The organism is Pseudomonas sp. CG7 (genome assembly GCF_023701885.1).
GTDB lineage: Bacteria > Pseudomonadota > Gammaproteobacteria > Pseudomonadales > Pseudomonadaceae > Aquipseudomonas > Aquipseudomonas zanjanensis.
Window position 1 is genome coordinate 1 of the sequence record NZ_JABAEE010000037.1, and the last position, 25,341, is coordinate 25,341.

31 protein-coding genes are annotated in these 25,341 nt (G+C 60.1%); 19 read left to right on the forward strand and 12 right to left on the reverse strand.

Annotated elements, in window-relative coordinates; translation table 11 throughout:
* The coding region (locus tag HGO40_RS16250; RefSeq protein WP_250963844.1) for a CaiB/BaiF CoA transferase family protein at nucleotides 1–500 on the reverse strand (500 nt) is incomplete at its 3' end.
* Nucleotides 501–513: 13 nt separating this feature from the next.
* A complete protein-coding gene (locus tag HGO40_RS16255) occupies nucleotides 514–1,695 on the reverse strand; it encodes an acyl-CoA dehydrogenase (RefSeq protein WP_250963845.1) in 1,182 nt (393 codons plus the stop codon).
* A 156-nt stretch (nucleotides 1,696–1,851) separates the two neighbouring features.
* Between HGO40_RS16255 and HGO40_RS16260 the strand changes: the two genes are divergently transcribed.
* The 10 genes from HGO40_RS16260 to HGO40_RS16305 all read left to right on the forward strand — a co-directional run bounded on the left by HGO40_RS16260 (nucleotide 1,852) and on the right by HGO40_RS16305 (nucleotide 11,689).
* Nucleotides 1,852–2,748, forward strand: a complete 897-nt coding sequence (locus HGO40_RS16260; protein WP_250963846.1) for a LysR family transcriptional regulator — start codon at nucleotides 1,852–1,854, stop codon at nucleotides 2,746–2,748.
* A 434-nt stretch (nucleotides 2,749–3,182) separates the two neighbouring features.
* Nucleotides 3,183–4,304, forward strand: coding sequence for a Re/Si-specific NAD(P)(+) transhydrogenase subunit alpha (locus HGO40_RS16265; protein ID WP_250963847.1), 1,122 nt, complete (start codon nucleotides 3,183–3,185; stop codon nucleotides 4,302–4,304).
* Between the two features lie 15 nt (nucleotides 4,305–4,319).
* A complete protein-coding gene (locus HGO40_RS16270) occupies nucleotides 4,320–4,643 on the forward strand; it encodes an NAD(P) transhydrogenase subunit alpha part 2 (RefSeq protein ID WP_250963848.1) in 324 nt (107 codons plus the stop codon).
* Nucleotides 4,643–6,079 (forward strand): NAD(P)(+) transhydrogenase (Re/Si-specific) subunit beta, encoded by a 1,437-nt coding sequence (locus HGO40_RS16275; protein ID WP_250963849.1) that lies wholly within the window; start codon nucleotides 4,643–4,645, stop codon nucleotides 6,077–6,079. Before HGO40_RS16270 ends, HGO40_RS16275 begins: the two co-directional genes overlap by 1 nt.
* Before the next feature lie 201 nt (nucleotides 6,080–6,280).
* The gene (gene scpC, locus HGO40_RS16280) at nucleotides 6,281–7,774 is read left to right on the forward strand and encodes a succinyl-CoA:acetate CoA-transferase ScpC (protein ID WP_250963850.1); all 1,494 of its coding nucleotides are present in this window, start codon (nucleotides 6,281–6,283) and stop codon (nucleotides 7,772–7,774) included.
* A 320-nt stretch (nucleotides 7,775–8,094) separates the two neighbouring features.
* Nucleotides 8,095–8,310, forward strand: a complete 216-nt coding sequence (locus HGO40_RS16285) for a DUF1127 domain-containing protein (RefSeq protein ID WP_250963851.1) — start codon at nucleotides 8,095–8,097, stop codon at nucleotides 8,308–8,310.
* 340 nt (nucleotides 8,311–8,650) lie between these two features.
* On the forward strand, nucleotides 8,651–8,968 hold the full coding sequence (locus HGO40_RS16290; RefSeq protein ID WP_250963852.1) for a DUF2388 domain-containing protein: 318 nt from the start codon (nucleotides 8,651–8,653) through the stop codon (nucleotides 8,966–8,968).
* Between the two features lie 106 nt (nucleotides 8,969–9,074).
* Nucleotides 9,075–9,383 (forward strand): DUF2388 domain-containing protein, encoded by a 309-nt coding sequence (locus HGO40_RS16295; protein WP_186708196.1) that lies wholly within the window; start codon nucleotides 9,075–9,077, stop codon nucleotides 9,381–9,383.
* Between the two features lie 27 nt (nucleotides 9,384–9,410).
* On the forward strand, nucleotides 9,411–9,731 hold the full coding sequence (locus HGO40_RS16300; RefSeq protein WP_186708198.1) for a DUF2388 domain-containing protein: 321 nt from the start codon (nucleotides 9,411–9,413) through the stop codon (nucleotides 9,729–9,731).
* 17 nt (nucleotides 9,732–9,748) lie between these two features.
* Nucleotides 9,749–11,689: a DUF7844 domain-containing protein gene (locus HGO40_RS16305; RefSeq protein WP_284739133.1), complete on the forward strand. Its 1,941-nt coding sequence runs from the start codon at nucleotides 9,749–9,751 to the stop codon at nucleotides 11,687–11,689.
* A 225-nt stretch (nucleotides 11,690–11,914) separates the two neighbouring features.
* Here the strand turns inward: HGO40_RS16305 and trpA are convergent, their stop codons facing one another.
* Both trpA and trpB read right to left on the reverse strand, forming a co-directional pair.
* Nucleotides 11,915–12,727, reverse strand: coding sequence for a tryptophan synthase subunit alpha (gene trpA / locus HGO40_RS16310; RefSeq protein ID WP_186708202.1), 813 nt, complete (start codon nucleotides 12,725–12,727; stop codon nucleotides 11,915–11,917).
* Entirely contained in the window at nucleotides 12,727–13,959 is a 1,233-nt protein-coding gene (gene trpB, locus HGO40_RS16315; protein ID WP_250963854.1) for a tryptophan synthase subunit beta, read from the reverse strand. Before trpB ends, trpA begins: the two co-directional genes overlap by 1 nt.
* A 112-nt stretch (nucleotides 13,960–14,071) precedes the next feature.
* Between trpB and HGO40_RS16320 the strand changes: the two genes are divergently transcribed.
* Nucleotides 14,072–14,989 (forward strand): LysR family transcriptional regulator, encoded by a 918-nt coding sequence (locus tag HGO40_RS16320; protein WP_250963855.1) that lies wholly within the window; start codon nucleotides 14,072–14,074, stop codon nucleotides 14,987–14,989.
* Here HGO40_RS16320 and HGO40_RS16325 read toward each other — a convergent pair.
* Entirely contained in the window at nucleotides 14,962–15,288 is a 327-nt protein-coding gene (locus HGO40_RS16325) for an ElaB/YgaM/YqjD family protein (protein ID WP_250963856.1), read from the reverse strand. The genes HGO40_RS16320 and HGO40_RS16325 overlap by 28 nt on opposite strands.
* A gap of 153 nt (nucleotides 15,289–15,441) precedes the next feature.
* Here HGO40_RS16325 and HGO40_RS16330 point away from each other — a divergent pair, with 153 nt between their 5' ends.
* Together HGO40_RS16330 and HGO40_RS16335 are read left to right on the forward strand one after the other, a co-directional pair.
* Nucleotides 15,442–15,657 (forward strand): dodecin, encoded by a 216-nt coding sequence (locus HGO40_RS16330; protein WP_003177209.1) that lies wholly within the window; start codon nucleotides 15,442–15,444, stop codon nucleotides 15,655–15,657.
* 114 nt (nucleotides 15,658–15,771) lie between these two features.
* The gene (locus HGO40_RS16335; protein WP_250963857.1) at nucleotides 15,772–15,999 is read left to right on the forward strand and encodes a DUF1161 domain-containing protein; all 228 of its coding nucleotides are present in this window, start codon (nucleotides 15,772–15,774) and stop codon (nucleotides 15,997–15,999) included.
* Nucleotides 16,000–16,053: 54 nt separating this feature from the next.
* Here HGO40_RS16335 and HGO40_RS16340 read toward each other — a convergent pair whose 3' ends face one another.
* Entirely contained in the window at nucleotides 16,054–17,055 is a 1,002-nt protein-coding gene (locus HGO40_RS16340) for an LLM class flavin-dependent oxidoreductase (RefSeq protein ID WP_250963858.1), read from the reverse strand.
* Nucleotides 17,056–17,297: 242 nt separating this feature from the next.
* On the opposite strand from HGO40_RS16340, the gene HGO40_RS16345 reads away from it, so the two are divergent.
* Nucleotides 17,298–17,729: an OsmC family protein gene (locus HGO40_RS16345; RefSeq protein ID WP_250963859.1), complete on the forward strand. Its 432-nt coding sequence runs from the start codon at nucleotides 17,298–17,300 to the stop codon at nucleotides 17,727–17,729.
* A 149-nt stretch (nucleotides 17,730–17,878) separates the two neighbouring features.
* A complete protein-coding gene (locus tag HGO40_RS16350; RefSeq protein WP_250963860.1) occupies nucleotides 17,879–18,112 on the forward strand; it encodes a DUF1161 domain-containing protein in 234 nt (77 codons plus the stop codon).
* Nucleotides 18,113–18,118: 6 nt separating this feature from the next.
* Here the strand turns inward: HGO40_RS16350 and HGO40_RS16355 are convergent, their stop codons facing one another.
* Together HGO40_RS16355 and HGO40_RS16360 are read right to left on the reverse strand one after the other, a co-directional pair.
* Entirely contained in the window at nucleotides 18,119–18,544 is a 426-nt protein-coding gene (locus HGO40_RS16355; RefSeq protein WP_250963861.1) for a PA0061/PA0062 family lipoprotein, read from the reverse strand.
* Between the two features lie 40 nt (nucleotides 18,545–18,584).
* Entirely contained in the window at nucleotides 18,585–18,998 is a 414-nt protein-coding gene (locus HGO40_RS16360) for a PA0061/PA0062 family lipoprotein (protein ID WP_250963862.1), read from the reverse strand.
* Between the two features lie 58 nt (nucleotides 18,999–19,056).
* Between HGO40_RS16360 and HGO40_RS16365 the strand changes: the two genes are divergently transcribed.
* Nucleotides 19,057–20,148 (forward strand): aminopeptidase, encoded by a 1,092-nt coding sequence (locus tag HGO40_RS16365; RefSeq protein ID WP_250963863.1) that lies wholly within the window; start codon nucleotides 19,057–19,059, stop codon nucleotides 20,146–20,148.
* A gap of 278 nt (nucleotides 20,149–20,426) precedes the next feature.
* Here the strand turns inward: HGO40_RS16365 and HGO40_RS16370 are convergent, their stop codons facing one another.
* The 3 genes from HGO40_RS16370 to HGO40_RS16380 form a co-directional block, all read right to left on the reverse strand.
* Nucleotides 20,427–20,702: an HU family DNA-binding protein gene (locus HGO40_RS16370; protein ID WP_003177201.1), complete on the reverse strand. Its 276-nt coding sequence runs from the start codon at nucleotides 20,700–20,702 to the stop codon at nucleotides 20,427–20,429.
* 192 nt (nucleotides 20,703–20,894) lie between these two features.
* Nucleotides 20,895–22,043 carry an NAD(P)/FAD-dependent oxidoreductase gene (locus tag HGO40_RS16375; protein ID WP_250963864.1) on the reverse strand — a complete coding sequence of 383 codons (1,149 nt, stop codon included), beginning with the start codon at nucleotides 22,041–22,043 and terminating at the stop codon, nucleotides 20,895–20,897.
* A 24-nt stretch (nucleotides 22,044–22,067) separates the two neighbouring features.
* A complete protein-coding gene (locus tag HGO40_RS16380; RefSeq protein ID WP_003177199.1) occupies nucleotides 22,068–22,235 on the reverse strand; it encodes a rubredoxin in 168 nt (55 codons plus the stop codon).
* A gap of 175 nt (nucleotides 22,236–22,410) precedes the next feature.
* Between HGO40_RS16380 and HGO40_RS16385 the strand changes: the two genes are divergently transcribed.
* Together HGO40_RS16385 and ubiA are read left to right on the forward strand one after the other, a co-directional pair.
* On the forward strand, nucleotides 22,411–22,974 hold the full coding sequence (locus tag HGO40_RS16385) for a chorismate lyase (RefSeq protein WP_186708222.1): 564 nt from the start codon (nucleotides 22,411–22,413) through the stop codon (nucleotides 22,972–22,974).
* Nucleotides 22,974–23,864 carry a 4-hydroxybenzoate octaprenyltransferase gene (ubiA, locus tag HGO40_RS16390; protein ID WP_250963865.1) on the forward strand — a complete coding sequence of 297 codons (891 nt, stop codon included), beginning with the start codon at nucleotides 22,974–22,976 and terminating at the stop codon, nucleotides 23,862–23,864. Before HGO40_RS16385 ends, ubiA begins: the two co-directional genes overlap by 1 nt.
* 181 nt (nucleotides 23,865–24,045) lie before the next feature.
* On the opposite strand, the gene HGO40_RS16395 is transcribed toward ubiA, so the two are convergent.
* The gene (locus HGO40_RS16395) at nucleotides 24,046–24,429 is read right to left on the reverse strand and encodes a COG4315 family predicted lipoprotein (protein WP_250963866.1); all 384 of its coding nucleotides are present in this window, start codon (nucleotides 24,427–24,429) and stop codon (nucleotides 24,046–24,048) included.
* A gap of 151 nt (nucleotides 24,430–24,580) precedes the next feature.
* On the opposite strand from HGO40_RS16395, the gene phoB reads away from it, so the two are divergent.
* Nucleotides 24,581–25,270 carry a phosphate regulon transcriptional regulator PhoB gene (phoB, locus tag HGO40_RS16400; protein WP_003177195.1) on the forward strand — a complete coding sequence of 230 codons (690 nt, stop codon included), beginning with the start codon at nucleotides 24,581–24,583 and terminating at the stop codon, nucleotides 25,268–25,270.
* Nucleotides 25,271–25,341 lie beyond the last annotated feature (71 nt).

The window sequence follows — 25,341 nt, forward strand, 5'->3', positions numbered from 1 at the left end:
CCCTCATCCCCCTCTGGGCGGCCGGTCAAGCTCATCAAGCCCCCCAGCCCCTGGATCATGAAGTCATACCCGGCGCGCTTGGCGTAAGGGCCGGTCTGTCCGAACCCGGTGATCGAGCAGTAGATCAACTGCGGATTGATCGCCTTCAGCGAGTCATAGTCCAGGCCATACGCGGCCAGGCCGCCCACCTTGAAATTCTCGATCAGGATATCGGACTTGGCCGCCAGCTCCCGCACCAGCCGCTGACCCTCTGGCCGCGTAAAGTCGATGGTCACCGACTGCTTGTTGCGATTGGCCGACAGATAATAGGCAGCTTCGGTCGTGTTCTCGCCTCTGGCATCCTTCAGGAAGGGCGGCCCCCAGGCGCGCGTATCGTCACCATTGCCGGGACGCTCGACCTTGATGACGTCAGCCCCCAGGTCCGCCAGGATCTGCCCAGCCCAAGGCCCGGCCAAGACCCTCGATAAATCCAATACCCGCAGATGCGAAAGCGCGCCCATGACCGTTCTCCTATTAATAGAACGCCTGGATACCGGTTTGCGCACGCCCCAGGATCAGCGCATGAACGTCGTGCGTGCCTTCGTAGGTGTTCACGACTTCCAGGTTTACGAGATGACGAGCGATACCGAACTCATCGGAAATACCGTTGCCGCCCAGCATGTCCCGCGCCATCCGAGCAATATCCAACGACTTGCCGCAGGAGTTGCGCTTCATGATCGAGGTAATCTCGACTGCCGCCGTGCCCTCATCTTTCATACGCCCCAAACGCAGGCACCCCTGCAGCGCAAGCGTGATTTCAGTCTGCATGTCGGCCAGTTTCTTCTGGATCAACTGATTGGCCGCGAGCGGACGACCGAACTGCTGGCGATCCAGCGTGTATTGGCGAGCGGTGTGCCAGCAGAATTCAGCGGCTCCCAAAGCGCCCCAGGAGATCCCGTAGCGCGCTGAGTTCAGGCAAGTAAACGGGCCTTTAAGACCACGGACATCGGGGAAAATGTTCTCTTCCGGGACGAATACATTGTCCATGACGATTTCGCCGGTGATCGAAGCGCGCAGCCCGACCTTGCCATGGATAGCCGGCGCGCTCAGCCCCTTCCAGCCTTTTTCAAGAACGAAACCGCGAATATCGCCAGCATCGTCCTTGCCCCAGACGACAAAGACATCAGCGATCGGACTGTTGGTGATCCACATCTTGCTGCCCGTCAGGCTGTCGCCACCTTCCACTTTGCGCGCACGAGTAATCATCGCGCCTGGGTCGGAACCATGGTTCGGCTCGGTCAGACCAAAGCAGCCGATCCACTCGCCAGACGCCAGCTTCGGCAAATACTTCTGCTTTTGTGCTTCAGTCCCGAATTCATTGATCGGCACCATGACCAGCGAGGACTGCACGCTCATCATCGAGCGATAGCCGGAATCGACGCGCTCCACTTCACGCGCGATCAGGCCGTAGCTGACGTAGTTCAGCCCGCTGCCGCCGTACTGCTCAGGAATGGTTGCCCCCAGCAAGCCCACTTCACCCATCTCGCGGAAAATCGCCGGGTCGGTTTTCTCATGGCGGAACGCCTCCAGCACTCGCGGTGCCAGTTTCTGCTGGGCGAACTGCTCGGCAGTGTCGCGAATCCTGCGTTCTTCTTCGGTGAGCTGCTGATCCAGCAACAATGGATCGATCCAGTTGAAGCTCGCTTTGCCGGCCATGAAAGAGTCCTCGCCAATTAAATGAAAATCGTGGGTTGATCCTAGGCGCGGTTTCCTACAAGGGCAAACGAGGATTACGCACTATGCTGTGCTAATTTCTCACTCCGTAAACGCCATAAACCCTGTTTAAGCAGTTATTGAGTGAGACTTACGTACATGCGCCGCAAAATTCCCAGCACAGCCGCCCTGGTCAGTTTCGAGGCTGCCGCACGCCATGAAAGCTTCACCAAGGCGGCACAGGAGCTTTCTCTCACGCAAGGCGCTATCTGCCGACAGATCGCCAGCCTGGAGGATTTCCTCAGCGTCGAGCTTTTCCGACGCTCGCGCCGAGGGGTCAAACTGACCGAAGCGGGTCTTTCCTACAGCCGCCGGGTTGCCACCCAACTGGATGCCGTCGAGCGCGACACACTTTCCGTGATGGGGCACACCGGCGCGAACGTGATTGAACTGGCCGTGGTTCCGACCTTCGGCACCCAATGGCTGCTGCCACGCCTCAAGGACTTCCAGCAGCAACATCCGGAAGTCACCGTCAACTTGACCAACCGCACACGCCCTTTTCTCTTCGCGGACCCTGAGTCTGATGCCGCCATTTATTTTGGTGACGCGGACTGGTCCGGTACCGAATCCCACAAACTGATGGGTGAAAATCCGATGCCGGTATGCAGCCCTGCGTTACTGGATGGTCGGAATGGCCTGACACCCGAGGCGATCGCCGAACTCCCCCTGCTCCAGCAGACCACTCGCCCGTACGCGTGGCGCCAGTGGTTCAACGCTCAGAACCTGAACATTGCACGAGACCTGACAGGCCCTCGTTATGAACTATTCTCCATGCTCGCCCAAGCGGCCATGCACGACATGGGCGTTGCGCTGATTCCGCCCTTTTTGATTCAGCGCGAGCTTGCAGAGCAACGTTTGGTCGTGGCCAACCGTAACGCGCTATCGAGCATCAAGGCCTACTACCTGATGATTCCGGAGCGAAAGGTCGAATCCGCCTCTCTTCGAGCTTTTCGTGATTGGTTGGTGAAACAAGCTACGGGCTATCACCTTGATTAATAAGGGAAAGCAAAAGTCCTACTTAGGTAGTCAACTAACAAAAGACGCTACAGATATAAGTTTATGTCGCATTCAGTCAATCTGTTATGAAACCCGTGAAGTAGTCTCCAAAGCGTCTAAATACATGGCTTAGAGCCATATCGCGCAGCGCATCAGCGCTTATTCATCTGGCCGATGGGAAAAATTGTCAATTTGAACCTAAATCCTTGGAAAGCACGGCCCACAAGGGCTGTCGATCGATAATTGCGACATTCGGTCACAGGGTGACTTGTAGTTAATTTTCCGTCACCCGTCATAATCCCTTGAAGGGCTGAATTTTCGCCTGCAAAATGCCGCGCCCCGCCTGGTTTGGCGGGATCGTGCTGATCGGCCGCCCCAGCCGCACCATCCGAAGTGCCTGGGTTTACTCAATAAGATCACGCAGGAGATTTGACGTGCACATTGGTGTTCCCCTCGAAACCCAAACGGGTGAAACACGGGTTGCTGCTACCCCGGAAACCATCAAGAAGTTGATCGGCCAAGGCCATAAAGTCACTGTCCAAAGCGGCGCCGGTATCAAGGCCAGCGTTATCGACAGTGCCTATGAGGCAGCGGGCGCAACCATTGGCAGCGCCAGTGATGCATTCGGGGCCGAACTGATCCTCAAGGTGGTCGCTCCCAGCGACAGCGAACTGATGCTGATCAAGAGCGGCACCGTTGTGGTGGGCATGCTCAATCCGTTCAACAACGAAACCATCGCCAAGCTGGCCGAACGCGGCATTACCGCTTTCGCCCTTGAGGCCGCGCCACGTACGTCCCGCGCCCAGAGCCTGGATGTGCTGTCGTCTCAAGCGAACATTGCCGGCTACAAAGCGGTGCTGCTGGCCGCTCATTACTATCCGCGCTTCATGCCGATGCTGATGACGGCAGCGGGCACCGTAAAGGCGGCGCGCGTACTGATTCTCGGCGCCGGCGTAGCCGGGTTGCAGGCGATTGCCACGGCCAAGCGCCTGGGCGCCGTGATCGAGGCATCGGATGTGCGCCCTGCGGTGAAGGAGCAAATCGAATCCCTCGGCGCCAAGTTCGTCGACGTGCCTTACGAGACCGACGAAGAGCGTGAATGCGCCGTCGGCGTCGGTGGTTACGCCCGGCCCATGCCAGCCAGCTGGATGCAGCGCCAGGCCCAAGCCGTGCACGAGCGCGCCAAGCAGGCGGACATTGTCATCACCACCGCATTGATTCCGGGCCGCAAGGCACCGACTTTGCTGAGCGCCGAAACCGTCGCGCAGATGAAACCCGGATCGGTGGTCATCGACCTCGCGGCCGCCCAGGGCGGTAACTGTCCGCTGACCGTGGCTGATCAGGTAGTGGTCGAAAACGGCGTGACCATTTGCGGCCCGACCAACCTGGCCGGTGAAGTCGCGGCCGACGCTTCGGCGCTGTACGCCCGTAACCTGCTGGACTTCCTGAAGCTGGTCTTCACCAAGGAAGGTCAGTTCGACGTGAACCTGGAAGACGACATCGTCGCCGCGTGCCTGATGTGCCGCGACGGCCAAGTCATCCGCAAAAACGCCTAAGCAGGGATTCAGACAATGGAAGAGCTTATCTCCCCCGGTATCTACAACCTGATCATCTTTGTGCTGGCCATTTATGTCGGTTATCACGTGGTCTGGAACGTAACGCCCGCGCTGCACACGCCATTGATGGCGGTGACCAACGCCATTTCGGCGATCGTGATCGTCGGCGCCATGCTCGCTGCAGCGCTGACCGTAACACCTCTGGGCAAGACCCTGGGCACCCTCGCCGTGGCCCTGGCCGCCGTGAACGTGTTCGGTGGCTTCCTGGTGACGCGCCGCATGCTTGAGATGTTCAAGAAAAAAGCCCCGAAAGCCGTAAAAGAAGAGGCGCCCAAGTAATGAGCATGAACCTGGTAACGACGCTCTACCTGATCGCGTCCATCTGCTTCATCCAGGCCCTCAAAGGCCTGTCGCACCCCACCACCTCCCGCCGCGGCAACCTGTTCGGCATGCTCGGGATGGCGTTGGCGGTGCTCACCACTGTGGGCCTTATCTATAAGCTCGGTGCTGAGCTGGCCACTGCCGGCATTGGCTACGTCATCGTCGGCCTGTTGGTTGGCGGTACTGCTGGCTCGATCATGGCCAAGCGCGTCGAGATGACCAAGATGCCGGAGCTGGTCGCCTTCATGCACAGCATGATCGGCCTGGCGGCGGTGTTCATTGCCATCGCGGCGGTCGTCGAACCGCAGTCCCTGGGCATTGTCAAGCAACTGGGGGATTCGATTCCGGCGGGTAACCGTCTGGAGCTGTTCCTCGGCGCCGCCATCGGTGCAATCACCTTCTCCGGCTCGGTGATCGCGTTCGGCAAGCTCTCGGGCAAATACAAGTTCCGCCTGTTCCAGGGCGCACCGGTACAGTTTGGCGGCCAGCACAAGCTCAACCTGATTCTGGGCCTGGCAACGCTGGGCCTGGGCCTGACCTTCATGTTTACCGGCAACCTCGGCGCGTTTGCCCTGATGCTGGCGCTGGCGTTTGTCCTGGGTGTACTGATCCTCATCCCGATCGGCGGCGCGGACATGCCGGTGGTGGTCTCGATGCTCAACAGCTACTCCGGTTGGGCAGCGGCGGGTATCGGCTTCTCGCTGAACAACTCGATGCTGATCATTGCCGGTTCGTTGGTGGGTTCGAGCGGTGCGATTCTCTCGTACATCATGTGCAAGGCGATGAACCGTTCGTTCTTCAACGTGCTGCTCGGCGGTTTCGGCAACACGGCCGATGCTGCTGGTCCGGCAGGCTCCAAAGAAGCCCGCCCAGTGAAATCCGGCTCGGCTGACGACGCTACCTTCCTGCTGACCAACGCCGACACGGTGATCATCGTTCCAGGCTACGGCCTGGCGGTGGCCCGGGCGCAACACGCGCTGAAAGAACTGACCGAGAAGCTGACCCACCACGGCGTAACCGTCAAATACGCGATCCACCCGGTGGCCGGTCGCATGCCCGGGCACATGAACGTCCTGCTGGCCGAGGCCGAAGTGCCTTACGACCAGGTGTTCGAGATGGAAGACATCAACTCCGAGTTCGGCCAGGCCGACGTGGTGCTGGTACTGGGCGCCAACGACGTGGTCAACCCGGCGGCGAAGAACGATCCGAAGTCGCCGATTGCCGGCATGCCGATCCTCGAGGCTTTCAAAGCCAAGACCATCATCGTCAACAAGCGCTCGATGGCCAGCGGCTATGCCGGCCTGGACAACGAGCTGTTCTACCTCGACAAGACCATGATGGTGTTCGGTGACGCCAAGAAGGTCATTGAGGACATGGTCAAAGCCGTGGAATAACCCCATCGCTGTTTCACCCAAAAACGCCCCGACTTGTCGGGGCGTTTTGATTTGTATCAAGGCAAAATATTACCGTTCCGGTAATGATGTTTTGCCTGAAACGCCCGTAATAGACGCCTAAAATGCGACCTTTGTAGCGGGTCGGGCACAGCGCTAATTCACTAGACTGCGCATCTTGCTTTCCAGCCCGAGATAATCCCTATGTACCGTGATCGCATCCGTCTGCCTTCGTTATTGAACAAAGTGATGAGCGCTGCCGAAGCAGCCTTGTTGATTCAGGACGGCATGACCGTTGGCATGAGCGGTTTTACCCGCGCTGGAGAAGCGAAAGCAGTGCCCCACGCCCTGGCTGAGCGCGCCAAGGTGACGCCGTTGAAAATCAGCCTGATGACCGGCGCGAGCCTGGGCAACGACCTCGACAAAGAGCTCACCGAAGCCGGTGTACTGGCGCGACGCATGCCGTTCCAGGTCGACAGCACGCTGCGCAAGGCGATCAATGCGGGCGAGGTGATGTTCATCGACCAGCACCTCTCGGAAACCGTCGAACAACTGCGCAACGGCCAGCTCAAGCTGCCCGATATTGCCGTGATCGAAGCAGTAGCCATCACCGAGCAAGGGCATATCGTACCGACCACGTCGGTGGGTAACTCGGCCAGTTTTGCCATCTTCGCCCGGCAAGTGATCATCGAGATCAACCTGGCCCACAACCCGAACCTGGAAGGGCTGCACGACATTTATATCCCGACCTATCGCCCTACCCGCACGCCGATTCCCCTGGTGAAAGTCGACGACCGCATTGGCAGTCCCGCGATCCCGATCCCGCCGGAAAAAATTGCTGCCATTGTCATTACCAACCAGCGGGACTCGCCTTCGACCGTCGCGACACCCGACAGCGACACCCAGGCCATTGCCGATCACCTGATCGACTTCTTCAAGCAGGAAGTCGCGGCTGGACGCATGACCAATAAGCTCGGGCCGTTGCAGGCCGGAATTGGCAACATCGCCAACGCCGTGATGTGCGGACTGATCGATTCCCCGTTCGAAGACCTGACCATGTATTCCGAGGTCCTGCAGGATTCGACATTTGACTTGATCGACGCCGGCAAGCTGAGTTTCGCCTCCGGCAGCTCGATCACCCTGTCGGGTCGACGCAATGCCGACGTCTTCGGAAACCTGGAGAAGTACAAGGACAAACTGGTCCTGCGCCCCCAGGAAATTTCCAACCATCCCGAAGTGGTGCGCCGCCTGGGCATCATTGGTATCAACACCGCGCTGGAGTTCGACCTGTACGGCAACGTCAACTCCACCCATGTCTGCGGCACGCGGATGATGAATGGCATCGGCGGTTCGGGGGATTTCGCCCGTAACGCCCACTTGGCGATCTTCGTTACCAAGTCGATTGCCAAGGGCGGCGCCATTTCCAGTGTCGTGCCGATGGTCAGCCATGTGGACCATACCGAACATGACGTTGACATCCTGGTGACCGAGATCGGCCTGGCCGACCTGCGGGGCCTGGCGCCGAGGGAGCGGGCACGCGTGATCATCGACAATTGCGTGCACCCTTCCTATCGCCAGGCCTTGAATGACTATTTCGTCGCCGCGTGCGCCTTGGGCGGGCATACCCCGCATATCCTTCGCGATGCACTGAGTTGGCACCTGAACCTGGAAGAAACCGGGCGCATGCTGGCTGTCTGATACAGCTGGATCACCGTTTATCGCAAATACAGTTTTGGTTGCTGCCTGCCATTCGCTTCCCTCGCACCAAAAACTGTACTGCTGTACCGGTGTTTTCCTACAGTCTTTTCCCTCAAAACTGCCAGCAGCGTATAAAATTGCACCAATAACGTGCGGATAGGTACAGTTGCTTCAATATCGACCAGTACACCGCCCTTTAACAGTTAACTGGTCTCTCACAATACAGGTGAACTGTATCTAGAGAGACTGGCCAAACGAGAGGATCATGGGCACCAGTTAAACCACTACCTAATCCCGCCACAAGCGGAAGGATGTCAACCATGGAACGTACACTCAGTTCCGAGCTGTTTTTCGAAGACAATGCTGAAAAAAACCAGGCTTCCCTGCCTCTTCGCGTTATCGCCAACCTGATGTTGTGGCAGCGCCGCATCGCCAGCCGTCACCAACTGGCTCGTCTGGATTCGCGCCTGCTGGCTGATGCCGGTATCAGCGAAGCACAACGCTACGAAGAGCTGAGCAAGCCGTTCTGGCGCTAACTCAGCGTCGCTGGCCCTGACCCACCGGGTCCACTGCCAGCACCGAATTGAACAAACAAGACCCGTCGCGGGTAACCGCGACGGGTCTTGTCGTTTCCGGGCCCCGATTTTTAGGGATGTGTGGAGAAAATAACAGTTTTCATAAAAGTAAAAACTTACCAGTACAGTTATGCTTGAACCGTAACGACCCCATGCAAGCGTCCTACAGTGACGCTCGCAAGGGCTGTCAGCCAACGCGTTCCTGCCCTAATATCGAGGCGAACGTGGCGAAGCGAGTCGAGCATGCGTCTCCTCTTCCAGCTACACGCACCGGCATCACCCTCATTCAAGGAGTTTCATCATGATCCGTCTTCGCCTGCTCAGCGCAGCTGCTCTCCTGGCCGTAGCCGCCCATTCCAACGCCAGCAGCTTTATTGTTACCACTGATTCCCTCGTCGGAGCGCTCAAAGCCACGTCCGACGTGACTTCCGATGCAACCTCGTCATTGCGTGACAACAAAATCGTTCAAGCCGCCCGTGACGACGCTGCCAGCTTCGTCGCCAGCGAAGGCGCCATTCGTGGTGTGAAACTGGAAAGTGCCCTGGATTACATCCGCCACCAGGCACCGCATCTCAACGCCACCGATGCGCAGCTGGCCCAGGCCATCCTGGTGATCTGATGCAACATGAAACATCGGGCGCCAATTGGTGTTCCGATGTTTCAGCACTGGCTCTGGCCCGCAGGTTTGCGCTAGCCTTCAGGCTCGCCATCAACCGTCGAGTCCCATGCGTTTTTACTCAGATCTGTTCATCGCGTCTTTCTTCGTCGTTTCTTGCTGGTCCGTGCCGGCCCATGCCTTCGATGTATCTACCCAGCAAGTGGTGGTCAGCGGCTATGCCACGAGCATGGTGACCTCCGCGCCCTTCGACCATAAACTGATCGTCGCCGCTCGTGATGACGCTGCGGCCTTCATTGCCAGCGACGGGCAGTTGCGAGGTGCACAACTGGAATCGGCCCTGGACTACCTGCGCCGGACCCAGCCAAAACTTCATGCCAGCGACCTTGAACTGGCACAAGCAATTCTCGTCCAATAGTTATCCTTATTTTTCCGGAGTCGTTCCATGCGTAGCCCGCTGATTGCTGCCGCCCTCGGCCTGTTGGTCTTGGCCGATGTGGCCCAGGCACAAACACTGGTAGCCACCAGTAACATCATCGTCCGCGCCTCACAGCGCACGATCGATTTCACCTCCGACACCACCACGTCCATCCGTGATTCGAAAATCGTCCGCGAAGCCCATGACGATGCGGCCAGTTTTGTCGCCAGCAATGGTGAAATTCGTGGTGCTCATCTCGAGGCCGCCTTCGACACCTTGCGCACCCGCGTACCGGAAGCCCGGGATGCCAGTGACCAGGTTCTCGCCGAAGCCATCCTCGCATTGTGAGGCGGTTCGCCGCCTGGATGGCGGCCGGGGTCTTGCTGCTCACCGGCAGCATGGCCCAGGCCGGCCTGCAACTGCACCTCAACGTCGAAGGACTGAGCCCGGCGCAACAGCAGGCCAGCCAGGCGCTGCTCGATGAAGCCATGCAAGCCCTGCCGCCGCGCTTCATCGAGCGACTGGACCGACGCATCAACGTCGGCTGGACCGACCAGATGCCCGCCAATGCCTACGGCCAGGCCTCGTTGGTGTCGCAACTGGACCTCAACAGCAACCTGCTCGACAGCCTTGTCGACGGTAGCGCCGCGACGCAAAAGACCCAGCGCCCCCACGGCACCGTCCGCCGGGAAATGCTCGCCACGGTCTTGCATGAACTGACCCACATCTACGACCGCTCGCGCCTGTGGCCAGACGCCGAACGCACGCTGATCCAGCGTTGCACTCGACGCAACGGCAGCGCCGGGCTGATCGGCCTCCCCGATGAATGCCGGGGCCAGAACGACCGCCGCTTCACCCTCAGCGATGATCCACGCTTGCTGGACCTCGCCGGCTGGCCGCAATACGTCGGCCGTCGCGGCGCGCGGGAACAGCACAACCGCCAGGTCGCCCGCAGCCCGGACCTCTACGAAACGAGCAGCCCCAAGGAATTCGTCGCGGTCAATATGGAGTACTTTCTCCTCGACCCGAGCTACGCCTGCCGACGCCCGGCCCTGTATCGCTATTACCGGGAACACTTCGGCTGGGCGCCTGCCGCCAAGGACACCTGCGCCCAATCGTTCGCCTTCCTCAACGCTGGAAACGACTTCGCCAAGACACCCCTGGGCAAGGTCGATCCAGAGCGGGTCTATGCCATTGATTACCTGCTGGCCGAGGCCAATCAGAACTGGGTAAGCCGCTGGGGCCACAGCATGCTCCGGCTGGTGATCTGCGCACCGGGCCGGCCACGCGGGCCAGACTGCCGGCTGGATCTGGACCAACACTTGGTGCTGTCCTACCGCGCCTTCGTGGGCGATGTGCAGTTGTCGAGTTGGGACGGGCTGGTCGGCAAATACCCCTCGCGCCTGTTCGTATTGCCGTTGGCCCAGGTGATCGATGAATACACCAAGACCGAGCTACGCAGCCTGGCATCGGTGCCGCTGATCCTGTCGCGCACCGAAATCGAGGAAACGGTCGAGCACGCCGCCGAAATGCACTGGAGCTATGACGGCAACTATTACTTCCTGTCCAATAACTGCGCCGTGGAGAGCCTGAAACTGCTGCGCAGCGGTAGCAACAACAAGCAGCTCAACGACCTGGACAGCATCATGCCCAACGGCCTGCTGGAAGTGCTCAAGGGTCGGGGCCTGGCAGATACCAGCGTGCTGGATGACCCCAAGGAAGCCTTGCGCCTGGGCTACCACTTCGACTCATTCCGCGAGCGGTACCAGGCCATGTTCGATGTGCTGAAGAAATATCTGCCGATCAAGCAACAGACGGTGGAAGACTGGCTGGCCCTGGACGCCGCCGAACGCCGCGTCTGGTTCGACCAGGCGGACCTGCGCACCAGCGCGGCGTTGTTGCTGCTGGAGCAGGCCAGTTATCGTCGGCAGTTGTTGTTGGCGCAGGATGAAGTCAAACAGCGCTACCTCGGAGCCCGTGAGTTGCAGAACGGTGGCATGGAAAGGGCTAACGCGACGCTGCAGCAGATCCTCGCCAATAGCGGTTTCCTCAGCCGCCCGGCCGAACTGCTGGGCAGCAGCGGCTACGGCTTGCCGCAACCCAGCGAGTGGCAACGCCTGGAATCGGAAAGCAGTTTGCGGCAAAAGCAACTGCAAACACTGACAGGCGATCTGGACAAGGAAGTCCGGGCCTTGCTCGAACCGAGCCGCGCGGCTGAAATTGCTGCAAGCGAGGCCAATGTGAAGGAGATCGGCGAGCATTTGCGCGAACTGCACAAGGCCGGGGGCGGGTTGGAGTTGCCCTGACGAACAGGGTCGTCATTGTGGCGAGGGAGCTTGCTCCCGCTCGGCTGCGAAGCAGTCGTAAACCAGCCAATGCGCCCTCTCTGAAAGAATTGCATGAACCTGTTTGGGGCCGCTCGCGACCCAGCGGGAGCAAGCTCCCTCGCCACAAGAGCAATCCCGGCGCAATAAAAAAGGGTTCAGAACCTAGTTCTGAACCCTTTTTTTGGCTCAGCGCCGAACCAGGAATCAGCCGAGACGCGCCTTGCGCACACCATCAGCCAGCGCCGCACACAAGCTCAACACGCCATCGATCGCCTGTTCCGATGTGTCGGCGCTGGCGATATGGTCGATCAGCGCCGAGCCGACCACCACCCCGTCGGCCAGCCGTGCGATGGCCGCCGCCTGCTCCGGTGTACGAATACCGAAACCAATGCTGATGGGCAGATCGGTATGGCGGCGCAGGCGCGCCACGGCTTCTTCCACATGCTCCAGCGTCGCGGCGCCGGCGCCGGTCACGCCCGCGACCGACACGTAGTACACAAAGCCCGAACTGCCGTTGAGCACCGTCGGCAACCGCACATCGTCAGTGGTCGGCGTGGTCAGGCGGATGAAATCCAGGCCAGCAGCCTGGGCCGGTTCGCACAGTTCGCTGTTGTGCTCGGGCGGCATGTCCACGACGATCAGGCCATCCACGCCAGCGTCCAGCGCCTCGCCAATGAAACGCTGCACACCATAACGGTGGATCGGGTTGAAGTAGCCCATCAACACCAGCGGTGTCTCAGTGTTGTCTTTGCGGAACTCACGAACCATCTGCAGGGTTTTCGCAAGGTTCTGCTGGGCCCCCAGGGCGCGAATGTTCGCCAACTGGATCGCCGGGCCGTCAGCCATCGGGTCGGTGAACGGCATGCCCAACTCGATCACGTCGGCACCCGCCGCCGGCAGGCCCTTGAGGATCGCCAGCGACGTGTCGTAGTCCGGGTCGCCCGCCGTGACGAAAGTCACCAGGGCGGCGCGGTTCTGTTCCTTGAGTTCAGCAAAACGGGTTTGCAGGCGGCTCATCAGTGTTTCTCCTGCTGGGACTGTTCCATGTGGTGCATCACGGTTTGCATGTCTTTGTCGCCACGACCGGACAGGTTGACCACCATCAGGTGATCTTTCGGCAGGTTGGCTGCGCGCTTGAACACTTCGGCCAGGGCATGGGCGCTTTCCAGTGCAGGAATGATCCCTTCCAGGCGACAGCATTTGTGAAAGGCTTCGAGGGCTTCGGCGTCAGTGACCGAGGTGTACTGGACGCGGCCAATGTCGTGCAACCAGGCATGTTCCGGGCCGATACCGGGGTAGTCGAGCCCCGCGGAAATCGAATGGGCGTCGATGATCTGGCCGTCGTCGTCCTGCAACAGGAAGGTGCGGTTGCCGTGCAGTACGCCGGGGACGCCGCCGTTCAGGCTCGCCGCGTGCTTACCGGTCTCGATGCCATAGCCTGCGGCTTCGACGCCGATGATTTCGACACTCTTGTCGTCCAGGAACGGGTGGAACAGGCCCATGGCGTTGGAGCCGCCACCAATGCACGCCACCAGGCTATCCGGCAGGCGACCTTCCTGGGCTTGCAGTTGATCGCGGGTTTCCTTACCGATCACCGCTTGGAAGTCACGCACCATCGCAGGATAAGGATGCGGGCCCGCCACGGTGCCGATCAGGTAGAACGTGCTGTCGACGTTGGTGACCCAGTCGCGCAGGGCCTCGTTCATGGCGTCTTTCAGGGTGCCGGTGCCGGCGACCACCGGGATGACTTCCGCCCCGAGCAGCTTCATGCGGAACACGTTGGCCTGCTGGCGCTCGATGTCGGTGGTGCCCATGTAGATCACGCAATCCAGGCCGAAACGCGCGGCCACGGTGGCGGTGGCCACGCCGTGCATACCCGCGCCGGTCTCGGCGATGATGCGTTTCTTGCCCATGCGCCGCGCCAGCAGGATCTGGCCGATGCAGTTGTTGATCTTGTGCGCGCCGGTGTGGTTCAGCTCTTCACGCTTGAGGTAGATCTTGGCGCCACCGCAATATTCGGTCAGGCGCTCGGCGAAGTAGAGCGGGCTCGGACGACCGACATAGTCACGCTGGAAGTAGGCCAATTCCTCAATGAAGGCCGGATCTTCCTTCGCCACTTCGTACTCACGGGCCAGATCAAGGATCAGCGGCATCAAGGTCTCGGCCACATAACGGCCGCCGAATGCGCCGAACAGGCCGTTGGCATCAGGGCCGCTGCGCAGGTTGAAAGAGGTCGTAGGCTGGGTCATCGGGCGCTCCAGGCAAATGCGTTGAAAGACAATGAGGTTCACTCTACCCCTGACATCCCTCAGTGAAAACCGATAAGATCGCCGCAACCTGTCAGGAAAACTCACAAATAAAATGAGCCACGACCTGCCCCCCCTCAACGCCTTGCGCGCCTTCGAGGCCACCGCCCGCCTGAACAGCGTAAGCCAGGCGGCCGAACAGCTGCACGTCACTCATGGCGCTGTAAGTCGACAGTTGAAGGTGTTGGAAGAGCATCTGGGCATCAGCTTGTTCATCAAGGACGGGCGCGGCCTTAAACTCACAGATGCCGGCGTGCGCCTGCGGGACGCCAGCACCGATGCGTTCGAGCGTTTACGCGGTGTTTGCGCGGAGCTGACACAACGTACGGCAGACGCCCCGTTTGTACTGGGCTGCTCGGGAAGCCTGCTGGCGCGCTGGTTTATTCCTCGCCTGGGCAGGCTCAATGCTGACCTGCCGGATTTGCGCTTGCACCTGTCCGCCGGCGAAGGCGACCTGGACCCCAGGCGACCGGGATTAGACGCCTTGTTGGTATTCGCCGAGCCGCCCTGGCCGGCCGACATGCAGGTGTACGAACTGGTGAGCGAACGGATCGGTCCCGTGATGAGCCCGCACTACGCCGGATTCGCTCGATTGCAGGGTGCACCAGCGAGCGCGCTGCTCGACGAACCGTTGCTGCACACCACCTCGCGTCCACAGGCTTGGCCGGCCTGGGCACGGCAAAACGACCTTGAACCCCAGGCATTGAAGTTCGGGCAAGGATTCGAGCATTTATATTATTTGCTGGAAGCCGCCGTAGCGGGGTTAGGCGTGGCGATAGCGCCCGAACCGCTGGTGGCCGAGGACGTGCGCGCCGGTCGCCTGGTCGCGCCGTGGGGCTTCGATGAAACCGCGGCGAGACTGGTGTTGTGGCTACCCAAGCGCGCCGCAGACGGGCGCGCTCGGCAATTGGCCCAATGGCTCAGGCATGAGCTGGGCCAACCGGTTCAGTCACCGCGTTTGCACAGCAGGTAAGCAGCCAGCAAACCCAGCGCACCGACCGCGACACCGGCCGTGGTCCATGGGTGTTCCTGCGCGTAATCTCGCGTGGCGATCCCGGTTTCACGGGTTTTCACCTTGACCTCTTCATAGGCGGCGCTGAGCAGATGGCGAGAATGTTTCAGCGCGTTTTCGGCATTGGCCTTGAGCGACTTGAGGGGTTTACGCGACTCGTCCGAAGCGTCATCCTTCAGACTTTCCAACGACTTGAGCAGACTTTCGATCTCCGCTTCCATGCTTTGCAACGAGGCTTTGCGTAACGAAGTGCTGGCCATGGTGGCTCTCCTGCAGTGGTTGAGTTCGTGTGTGAATTGGGACTCCGACGGTTTGGGAAAGTGCAGTAAATCTGAACTTTCACCGCTTGAGCGGCCACACATGTAAGGCGAAAAATCGCTGCTAGGCTGTTAAAGACAACCAAGGAGAACGTTATGAGTGATCACCATACGTACAAAAAGGTCGAACTGGTCGGTTCCTCTCCCACCAGCATTGAAGACGCCATCAACAACGCCCTGGCCGAAGCCAGCAAAAGCCTCAAGCACTTGGAATGGTTCGAAGTCACGGAAACCCGCGGCCACATCGAAAATGGCCGGGCCGCGCACTTTCAGGTGACGATCAAGGTCGGTTTCCGGATTGCCAATAGCTGAGGTTCGTTGAACTTGCACGCTGGCGGAGTGCCATAGGGAGTGGCGATGCGCTATGGTCTGCGCATTACGTTTTCCAATACCTGCCCTATTTGATCCGACCAAGGAGTGCGAGCGATGAACAAGTTGATGGTGGCCCTGGGTTTGCTGAGCCTTGCCGGTGGTGCGTTTGCGGCCGGCAAGCCCTGCGAAGAGCTGAAAAGCGAAATCGCAGCGAAGCTGGACGCCAAGGGCGTGTCAGGTTATTCGCTGGAAATTGTCGATAAAGGCGCAGCGGCTGAAGGACAACAAGTCGTCGGCACCTGTGAGAGCGGTACGAAGGAAATCGTCTACAAGCGCGGCTGATAGCGCGTTCAGTTCAAAGCCGACGCACAGCGTCGGCTTTTTATTGGCCGCGATTCAGCCCTTCATGACCTGCGCCAGCAACTCGTAGGAGTGCAAGCGATCAGCGTGCTCATACAGATCACTGGTGAAAATCAGCTCATCGGCCTGGGTTTGCTCGATCAGCACTTGCAGCTTGGCGCGAATCTTCTGCGGACCGCCGACCATGGCTAGCCCCAGGAAATCGCCGACCGCCTCCTTCTCATGGGGCAACCAAAGACCGTTCATGGACTCGACCGGCGGGCGCTGCACCAGGCTCTGGCCGCGCATCAACGCCAGGATCCGCTGGTACACCGACGTCGCCAGGTAATCGGCCTGTTCATCAGTATCCGCAGCCACCAGCGGCACGCCGAGCATCACATAGGGCTTGTCGAGCACCGCCGACGGCTTGAAGTGGTTGCGGTAGATGCGAATCGCCTCGTGCATATATCGCGGTGCGAAATGGGAGGCGAATGCGTAGGGCAAACCGCGTTCACCGGCCAATTGCGCACTGAACAGACTCGAACCCAGCAGCCAGACCGGCACGTAGGTGCCGGTGCCGGGCATGGCGATGATGCGTTGATCCGGGGTACGCGGGCCCAGGTAGCGCATCAGCTCGGCCACATCCTCGGGAAAATCGTCCGCGCTGCCGGAGCGCTCGCGACGCAGTGCCCGGGCGGTCATCTGGTCGGAACCTGGTGCGCGCCCCAGCCCCAGATCGATTCGACCCGGATAGAGGCTTTCCAGCGTGCCGAACTGTTCGGCGATGATCAACGGTGCGTGATTGGGCAGCATGACGCCACCGGAGCCGACGCGAATGGTCGAAGTGCCCCCCGCCAGATAACCCAGCAGCACCGCCGTTGCCGAACTGGCGATACCGTCCATATTGTGGTGTTCGGCCACCCAGAAGCGGGTGTAGCCGTATTTTTCCACGTGCTGCGCCAAGTCCAGCGAGTTGTGCAAGGATTGAGCGGCATTGCCATCGGCGCGCACAGGCACCAGGTCGAGGGTTGAGAATTTCACGTCGGACAGCTGTTTCATGGGCCGGGATCTCCAACGGCGTTCCGGGCTTTTTCCTACGGGTAAAAGCCTGCCGTTTCTTAAAGGTGTGTGCCATTGCAATGTGGGCATATACCCGAGTTTCAATAGTTGCGACGAAATTTCCTACTAAATTCGTCGGCTAATCGACAAGGTGAACTTTTCCAGGCGGTCTATCCTCACAACCCAGACAGTTAAGAAAACACCCAGGCGCGGCGTTCGCGCCGGATCTTCAGGAGGCAGACATGGCTATCATCAAGAAAGCATCGGCTCATTGGGAAGGTGACCTGAAAACCGGTATCGGCTCGATTTCCACGGAAACCGGCGTGTTGCGCGAGGCGCCCTATGGCTTCAAGGCGCGATTCGAAGGCGGCAAGGGCACCAACGCCGAGGACTTGAGCGGCGCGGCCCACGCCGGCTGCTTTTCCATGGCCTTTTCGATGATCCTGGGCGACGCCGGGCTCAAGGCCGACAGCATCGACACCAACGCTGAAGTGACCCTGGACCAGGTCGAGGGCGGTTTCGCGATCACGGCGGTCAAGCTGATACTCAAGGCGAAAATCCCCGGCGCGAGCCAGGCGCAATTCGACGAATTGAGCAAGAAAGCCAAGGAGGGGTGCCCGGTATCCAAAGTGCTGAACGCCCAGATTACCCTGGATGCGACGTTGGTGAACTGACCCATGAAAGGGTCGCAGCCTTCGCAGGCATTATCGAAGGCTGCGATTTCTTGAATACGGTCGAGCTGTTTACCCTGGCGCAATTATGATCGAATGAAGCTCGCAGTTTCAGCGCACAGGCAGTGCGTGCTGCCATGAGGAATTCGAACATGAAACGATCAGCCCTGGTGGTCATCGGCTGCGCATTCGCTGCATCAGCCCTTGCGGCTCCCAAATCCTGTGAGGAGCTGAAAGGGGAAATCGAAGCGAAGATCCAGGCGAACAACGTGTCGTCCTACACGCTGGAAATCGTCACCAATGACGAAGTCCACGACGAGAACATGGTGGTGGGCAGTTGCGATAACGGCACGAAGAAAATCATCTACCAGAAGAACGACCGCTAGGGAGTCCTACGGAACGCAATTGATCTGCCGTTCCTCGGCGACGATTTGACGCTTGCCGTCATAGAGCCGGGCGCTCGGCGTGAATGCCAGGTTGCGAGCCTCCAGACGATAGCGCTGGCCGGCCTCGAAATGGTCGTAACGCACGAGCATATAGCACATCCGCTCTTGGGGTTCGGCCTGCATGCCCACCCCACCCCCACTGAATACTTCGAAGTCGAAGCGCACTTTCAGTTCGTGGCTGCCCGGCGAAACCTGGAAGAACCGTCCGTCGCGCAAGCGCTGGCCGTCCAGGCTTTCAGCCATCAGCATTTTGCCGCCCGGCATCGGCGTAGCAAAATCAACCCACGCCATGTTCGGGTCGACCTGGGGCAGCGGGCTCGTTGCGCAACCGCTCATGGAGACCAGGGCCAGTAACAGCAAGGATAAGCGCATGATGAGTTTCCTTAAAACCAGGCCCTGAGCATAGCGCCAATCACGTTTGTTGGCAGCCCGCCGGCGTACCTTGCCCCACCACCTTGCGTTGCTGATCGTAAAGCTTGGCCCATGGCCGGAAACCAATGCTGCCGGCCTGCAGCTGGTAACGTTGGCCGGCATTGAAATCCTTGAATTTCAGGCTCAACCGGCAATCGCGCCACAGCGGCTCCGCGTCCGGGCCGATGTTGCCGGGTTCGACGGCAAACTGGTAACGCACCGTCAACTCATGGCTGCCGGGTTGCACTTCGAAATAACGTCGGTCGACGGACATCTTGTCATCGACTTCCAGCGCCTGTAGCGCGGTGTCCTGCTGGTTGCCCAGATCGATCCACGCTTGGGATGGATCGGGGTCAGGCAAGCCGGCACAACCGGTGAGCAACAACAGGCCACTCGTCAGCATCAACACGCGCATAGCGAAGCTCCAGGCAAGCGAGATAGTCTTGTGGGCAGACTTCCCAGGGTGATTCCAATTGATCAGGCCGCGTTCAAGCCATCGGTTACTCGACCGTGTTTTCCAGATTTTGTTTCCAGGCCTCCTGCTTTTGTTACTGAACGGTTGCGCTAGCGCCGGTTATTACAGCCAACTCGGCGGCGGGCAGCTAAGGCTGTTGCAGGCCCGCGAGCCTATCGACCAGGTCATTGTCGACCCCGCCCGCGATCCCCAACTCAAGGCGCACCTGGCCCCGGCGCGCGAGGCACGGACGTTCGCCAGTACTCACCTGCATCTACCGGACAATCGAAGCTATCGCCTGTATGCGGATATTGGCCGGCCGTTCGTAGTCTGGAATGTCTTCGCCACGCCAGAGTTTTCCCTGGCACCGCCCACCCATTGTTTTCCCGTTGCCGGTTGCGTGGCTTATCGCGGCTATTACAGCCAGGGCGCCGCCCGTGGCGAGGCCGCGTTGCAGCGCTTGCAAGGCATGGACGTCACGAGTGGTGGGGTAGAAGCCTATTCGACGCTGGGCGGGTTCGACGCTCCGATCCTGAGTTCCATGATGCATTGGGGCGACGATCGCCTGGCGACGCTGATCTTTCATGAACTGGCGCACCAACGGTTTTATGTACAGGACGACACCGAATTCAATGAGTCCTTCGCCACCTTCGTCGAACAGGAAGGCACCCGGCAATGGCGCGCCAGTCGAGGGCTGGCGCCGGACAATGGCAAGCAGGTGCGCCAGCGCGACCAGTTCATCCAACTGATCCTCGATACCCGCCAGCGCCTGGAAAAGCTCTACGCCCAACCCTTGCCGGCCGAGGGAATGCGCCAACACAAAGCGGCGGAGTTCGAACGCCTGCGCACCGACTATGAGCAACTGCGCGATACCCAATGGGCAGGCGATAAACGCTACGACGCCTGGGTCTATGCGCCCTTGAACAATGCGCGATTGCTGCCGTTCGGGCTGTATGACCAGTGGGTGCCGGCGTTTGCGGCGCTGTTCAAGCAGAAGGATGGGGACTGGGTTGGGTTTTACACGGCGGTGGAACAGCTGGGCAAATTGCCGATCGACGAGCGCAAGGCGGCCTTGAAGGTGTTGGCGGAGCCGAAGACTTCCGCGGACTAGGCGGGCGCCATCGCGAGCAAGCTCGCTCCCACATTTGTTCGTCGTTGTTCATGCCATCCAGGCTCGACGCCGTTTCAGTGTGGGAGCGCGCTTGCTCGCGATAGCGGTGGGTCAGCTTGCTTCAATGGTGACGGTACTATCGCCATCGCGAGCAAGCTCGCTCCCACATTGGATGCCTCGCCACGGCCAGCAACGGCACATAAAAAAGGGCATACCGATTCATCGGTATGCCCTTTCGATTGCTGCTTTCTTCCCCCTGGCCGAGGTACTCGTCGCAATTATGGGTTAACGCTATCTTTCAAGAACTTGCCTGGTTTGAAGGCAACGGTGTTGCTGGCCTTGATCTTTACTGGCTCACCGGTTTGTGGATTCTTGCCAGTGCGGGCGCCGCGGTGGCGTTGCAGGAAAGTGCCGAAGCCCACCAGGGTAACGCTGTCCTTGCGGTGCAGGGCGCCGGTGATTTCTTCGAGGACGGCGTTGAGGACGCGGTTGGCTTGTTCTTTGGTGAGGTCTGCTTTTTCCGCGATAGCGGCGGCGAGTTCTGGTTTACGCATGAAATGAAGCCCCTTTGACGGTTTTTTTGTTGTTATGTCCGTGCTGTTCTCTTTGGAACAGCCCCTAAGGCGCCGCAGGCTCTACTCTGCGGCAGACGGGAGTGAGGATGGCACGGTGCCGAACACCGCGCCAGTGTCCGGAAGACCTTTGTGGGACCAAAAGTAGGGTTTTTGCGACAGAACGACCAGTATTTACGCCAGCAGGGCTGGAAGCTCCTTGTTCAGCGCCAGTTTCTCCATCACTGCCGTGCCCGTCAGCGCGTAGCCCAACAGATTGCCTTGAGCGTCTCGGCACAGTGCCTTGATGTCCGCGCCCAGCCCTTCGACGCTCCACACGCCTTCGCTGCCTCGCGGTGGCGGCGACACGACCAATGGGCACACCGGGGTTTTTACGGTAATCGGCATGGCACCGTAACTGACGGCAGTCGGGTTGCCGGCCAGGGTTTGGGCCAAGGCCCGGGCGCAGCTCATCAGCGGCATGACATACAGCAGGTTCAAGCCGTCGACCTCGGCGCAATCGCCCAGGGCGTAGATATTGGCGTGGGAGGTTTTCAGGTGGCGATCGACCACGACGCCGCGGTTGGCCACCAGCCCGGCGGCCGCCGCCAGGTCGATGCGTGGACGCAGGCCGACGGCCGAGACCACCAGGTCGCAGGCGATCACCTGGCCGTCGGACAGGTGCGCCTCCAGCCCATCGGCGACCTTCTGCAAGCGGTTGAGCACAGGGCCCAGGTGGAAGCGCGCGCCGAGGCTTTCCAGCCCGGCCTGGACCGCTGCCGCAGCGGCCGGATGCAGCAGCGTCGGCATGACTTGCTCGCACGGCGCCACCAACTCGACTTCGTAGCCCCCCAGGCTCAGGTCGTTGGCGAACTCGCAGCCAATCAGACCGGCACCCAGCAGCAACACCCGGCGCTTGCCGACGGCCGCAGCCCTGAAGCGCGCGTAGTCTTCCAGGTCGTTGATGGGAAAGATCAGGTCCGCCGCGTCGCCCTGTACCGGCACGCGCACGGTTTCGGCGCCCCAGGCCAGGATCAGGTCGCGGTAGTTCACCGCCTCCTCGCCAATCCACAGCCGTTTGTGGCCCGGATCGATGCCGCTGATGCGGGTGTGGGTCCGCACCTCGGCCTTGAGTTGTTCGGCCATGGCCCCCGGTTCAGCCATGCTCAAACCGTCGGCATCCTTGTTCTTGCCAAAGCCCGTGGAAAGCATCGGCTTGGAGTATGAGCGACCGTCATCCGCGGTGATCAGCAGCAGCGGGGTCTCGCTGTCGAGCTTGCGAAACTCCCGGGCCAGGTTATAACCGGCCAGCCCAGTACCGACGATGACGACAGGTGCACTCATGTTGCTCTCCATTAAATGAAACGATCAGTTGATTTCGATCATTTCGAAATCCATTTTGCCGACACCGCAGTCTGGGCACAGCCAGTCCGCCGGTACATCTTCCCAGCGAGTGCCGGGCGCGATGCCATCGTCAGGCCAGCCGTCAGCTTCGTTGTAGATCAGGCCGCAGACGATACATTGCCACTTCTTCATTCCAATACTTCCTCGAGATGTCAGGCCTTGGCCGGTATTTTCCGGCTCAGGGCCGTTTTGTACTGATCGGTCGCGCCAGATGCAAGCACGATCGGCAGGCCGCAGGCCAGGCCGGTCAAAACCCGCGACCGACATGGTAAGCTCGCGGCCTCATTTGCTGCCATTCAAGACCTCTGTGCCGCATACAAATTCGATTTTTCCTACACTCCAATGGCTGCCCCAGCACCTGCTGTCGCCCCGTCCCGATGCCGGAGTACTCGATTGGTTGTTCGACGAAGGCTCCCTGACCCGGCGCCTCACGCGCCTGTCGGACGGCCACTTCAGCGTGACCCCATTGTTCGAAGGCTGGCAGCCATTGCGCGCCGACGAATGTGCCGCGCTCGACCTGACCGAGGGCAGCGAGGGTTGGGTACGCGAGGTGTATCTGCGCGGTCGCGACCAGCCCTGGGTGTTCGCCCGCAGCGTGGCGGCGCGCAGCGCCTTGCAGGGTGACGGGTTACAGATGGACGAGTTGGGCAGCCGCTCCCTGGGCGAATTGCTGTTTTGCGACCAGGCGTTCCAGCGCCGCGCCATCGAGGTTTGCCATTACCCCGAGGCCGGCTTGCCGGAAGACGTACGCGCCAGTGGCCTGTGGGGGCGCCGTTCACGTTTCGACCGCGGTGCGTTGAGCGTGCTGGTGGCGGAAATCTTCCTGCCCCGCTTGTGGACCGTCGCCCGCGCCTATTCGGAGAATTGCTGATGTATGTGCAACTGCTCAAATCCTTGAATCGCCTGAACCCACGGGCATGGGACTTCGTGCAACTGACCCGCATGGACAAGCCCATCGGCATCTACCTGCTGTTGTGGCCGACGTTGTGGGCACTGTGGATTGCCGGTGAAGGCTCGCCGTCCATCGCCAACGTGGTGATTTTCATCCTCGGTGTGGTGCTGACCCGTGCCGGTGGCTGTGTGATCAATGACTGGGCCGACCGCAAGGTGGACGGCCACGTCAAACGCACCGAACAACGCCCGCTGGTGAGCGGCAAGATCAGTTCGAAGGAGGCGCTGGTGTTCTTCGCCGTGCTGATGAGCGTGAGCTTCCTGCTGGTGTTGTGCACCAATGCACCGACCATCCTGCTGTCCCTCGGCGGCCTGGCCTTGGCATTCAGTTACCCGTTCATGAAGCGTTATACCTACTACCCGCAAGTGGTGCTGGGGGCGGCGTTCTCCTGGGGCATGCCGATGGCGTTCACCGCCGAAACCGGGCATCTGCCGGCGGCCGCCTGGTTGCTGTACATCGCCAATCTGCTGTGGACAGTGGGCTACGACACCTATTACGCCATGACCGACCGGGACGACGACCTGCGCATCGGCGTGAAGTCCACGGCGATCCTGTTTGGCGATGCCGACCGGGTGATCATCCTGACGCTGCAAGGCCTGGCCTTGGGTTGCCTGGTGTTGGCCGGGTCTAAGTTCCAACTGGGTGGCTGGTTCCCCGTGGGGTTGGTGGCCGCGGCCGCGTGCTTCGCCTGGGAATTCTGGTACACCCGAGGCAGGGACCGGATGCGCTGCTTCAAGGCTTTCTTGCACACCCATTGCGCCGGCTTGGCGACTTTCGTGGGGATTGTGTTGGATTACGCGTTGCGCTGAAGCCGAGCCCGAGCACTGAACGTTAGCTCATGCCAGCATGAACCTTGGCTTATGAAAGCCTTTTGTGGCGAGGGAGCTTGCTCCCGCTGGGCTGCGGAGCGGCCCCAAGATTTTTGCGGTCGCTACGCAACCGAGCGGGAGCAAGCTCCCTCGCCACAAAAAAGTGTCTCAGCGGGACGCGTTACTTGGCCTTGGCCACTTTCCAGGCGCCGTCCATTTTGCCGTCGCCGGTCATGTCCCCGGCCTTCTTGTCCATCACGAAGGTGTACAGCGGCATGCCCTGATAAGCCCACTGCATTGAGCCATCATCGCGCTTGATCACGGTCCAGTCGCCCATGGATTTATCACCCGCCGCAGCCATCAGCGGTGGCCAGTTAGCCGCACACTTGTCATTGCATTCCGACTTACCAGCCGAGTCTTTGGCAAAGGTGTAAAGGGTCATGCCCTTATGGTCGGTGAACATGCCATCCTTCTCCATTGCAGGATCGGCAGCCATCGCAACCCCAGGCAGGGCCAGAGCAGCTGCCATCAGCAGGGCTTTGAAAGAAACAGTCATTTGTTTCATGGAAACCTTCTCTTGTGGTTGTCAGGATTCGGACTGAAAAGCTTAGTCCAGGATCCCCCTCGCTGCCGCTGAGGAAATAACTGTCACACGACTGCAATAATTCCGTTATCTAATGCGGCGCAAGACAGTTAAATGACAAGAGGATTACCCCATGGTTGGCAGGAGCATTCTGATCGTCGACGACGAGGCGCCCATCCGCGAGATGATCGCCGTTGCGTTGGAGATGGCCGGCTATGACTGCATGGAAGCAGAAAACTCTCAACAGGCCCATGCCATCATCGTCGACCGCAAGCCCGACCTGATCCTGCTGGACTGGATGCTGCCCGGCACGTCAGGCATCGAACTGGCGCGACGGCTCAAGCGCGACGAGCTGACCGGTGATATTCCGATCATCATGCTCACCGCCAAGGGCGAAGAGGACAACAAGATCCAAGGCCTGGAAGTCGGCGCCGACGACTACATCACCAAGCCGTTCTCCCCACGGGAGCTGGTGGCGCGCCTGAAGGCCGTGCTGCGACGCGCCGGGCCGACCGATGGCGAAGCGCCGATTGAAGTCGGTGGCCTGCTGCTCGACCCGATCAGCCACCGCGTGACCATCGACGGCAAACCCGCCGAGATGGGCCCGACCGAATATCGTCTGCTGCAATTCTTCATGACTCACCAGGAACGTGCCTACACCCGCGGCCAACTGTTGGACCAGGTCTGGGGCGGCAACGTCTACGTCGAGGAACGCACCGTGGACGTGCACATCCGACGCCTGCGCAAGGCCCTCGGCGATGCCTATGAAAATCTGGTACAAACCGTGCGCGGCACCGGTTATCGTTTTTCGACAAAGGCCTGATCCGAGCCCTTACCGCCCGACAAGCTGACAAGGACGCGCGTCACGTGAATCAAAACTGGCATGGCACCCTG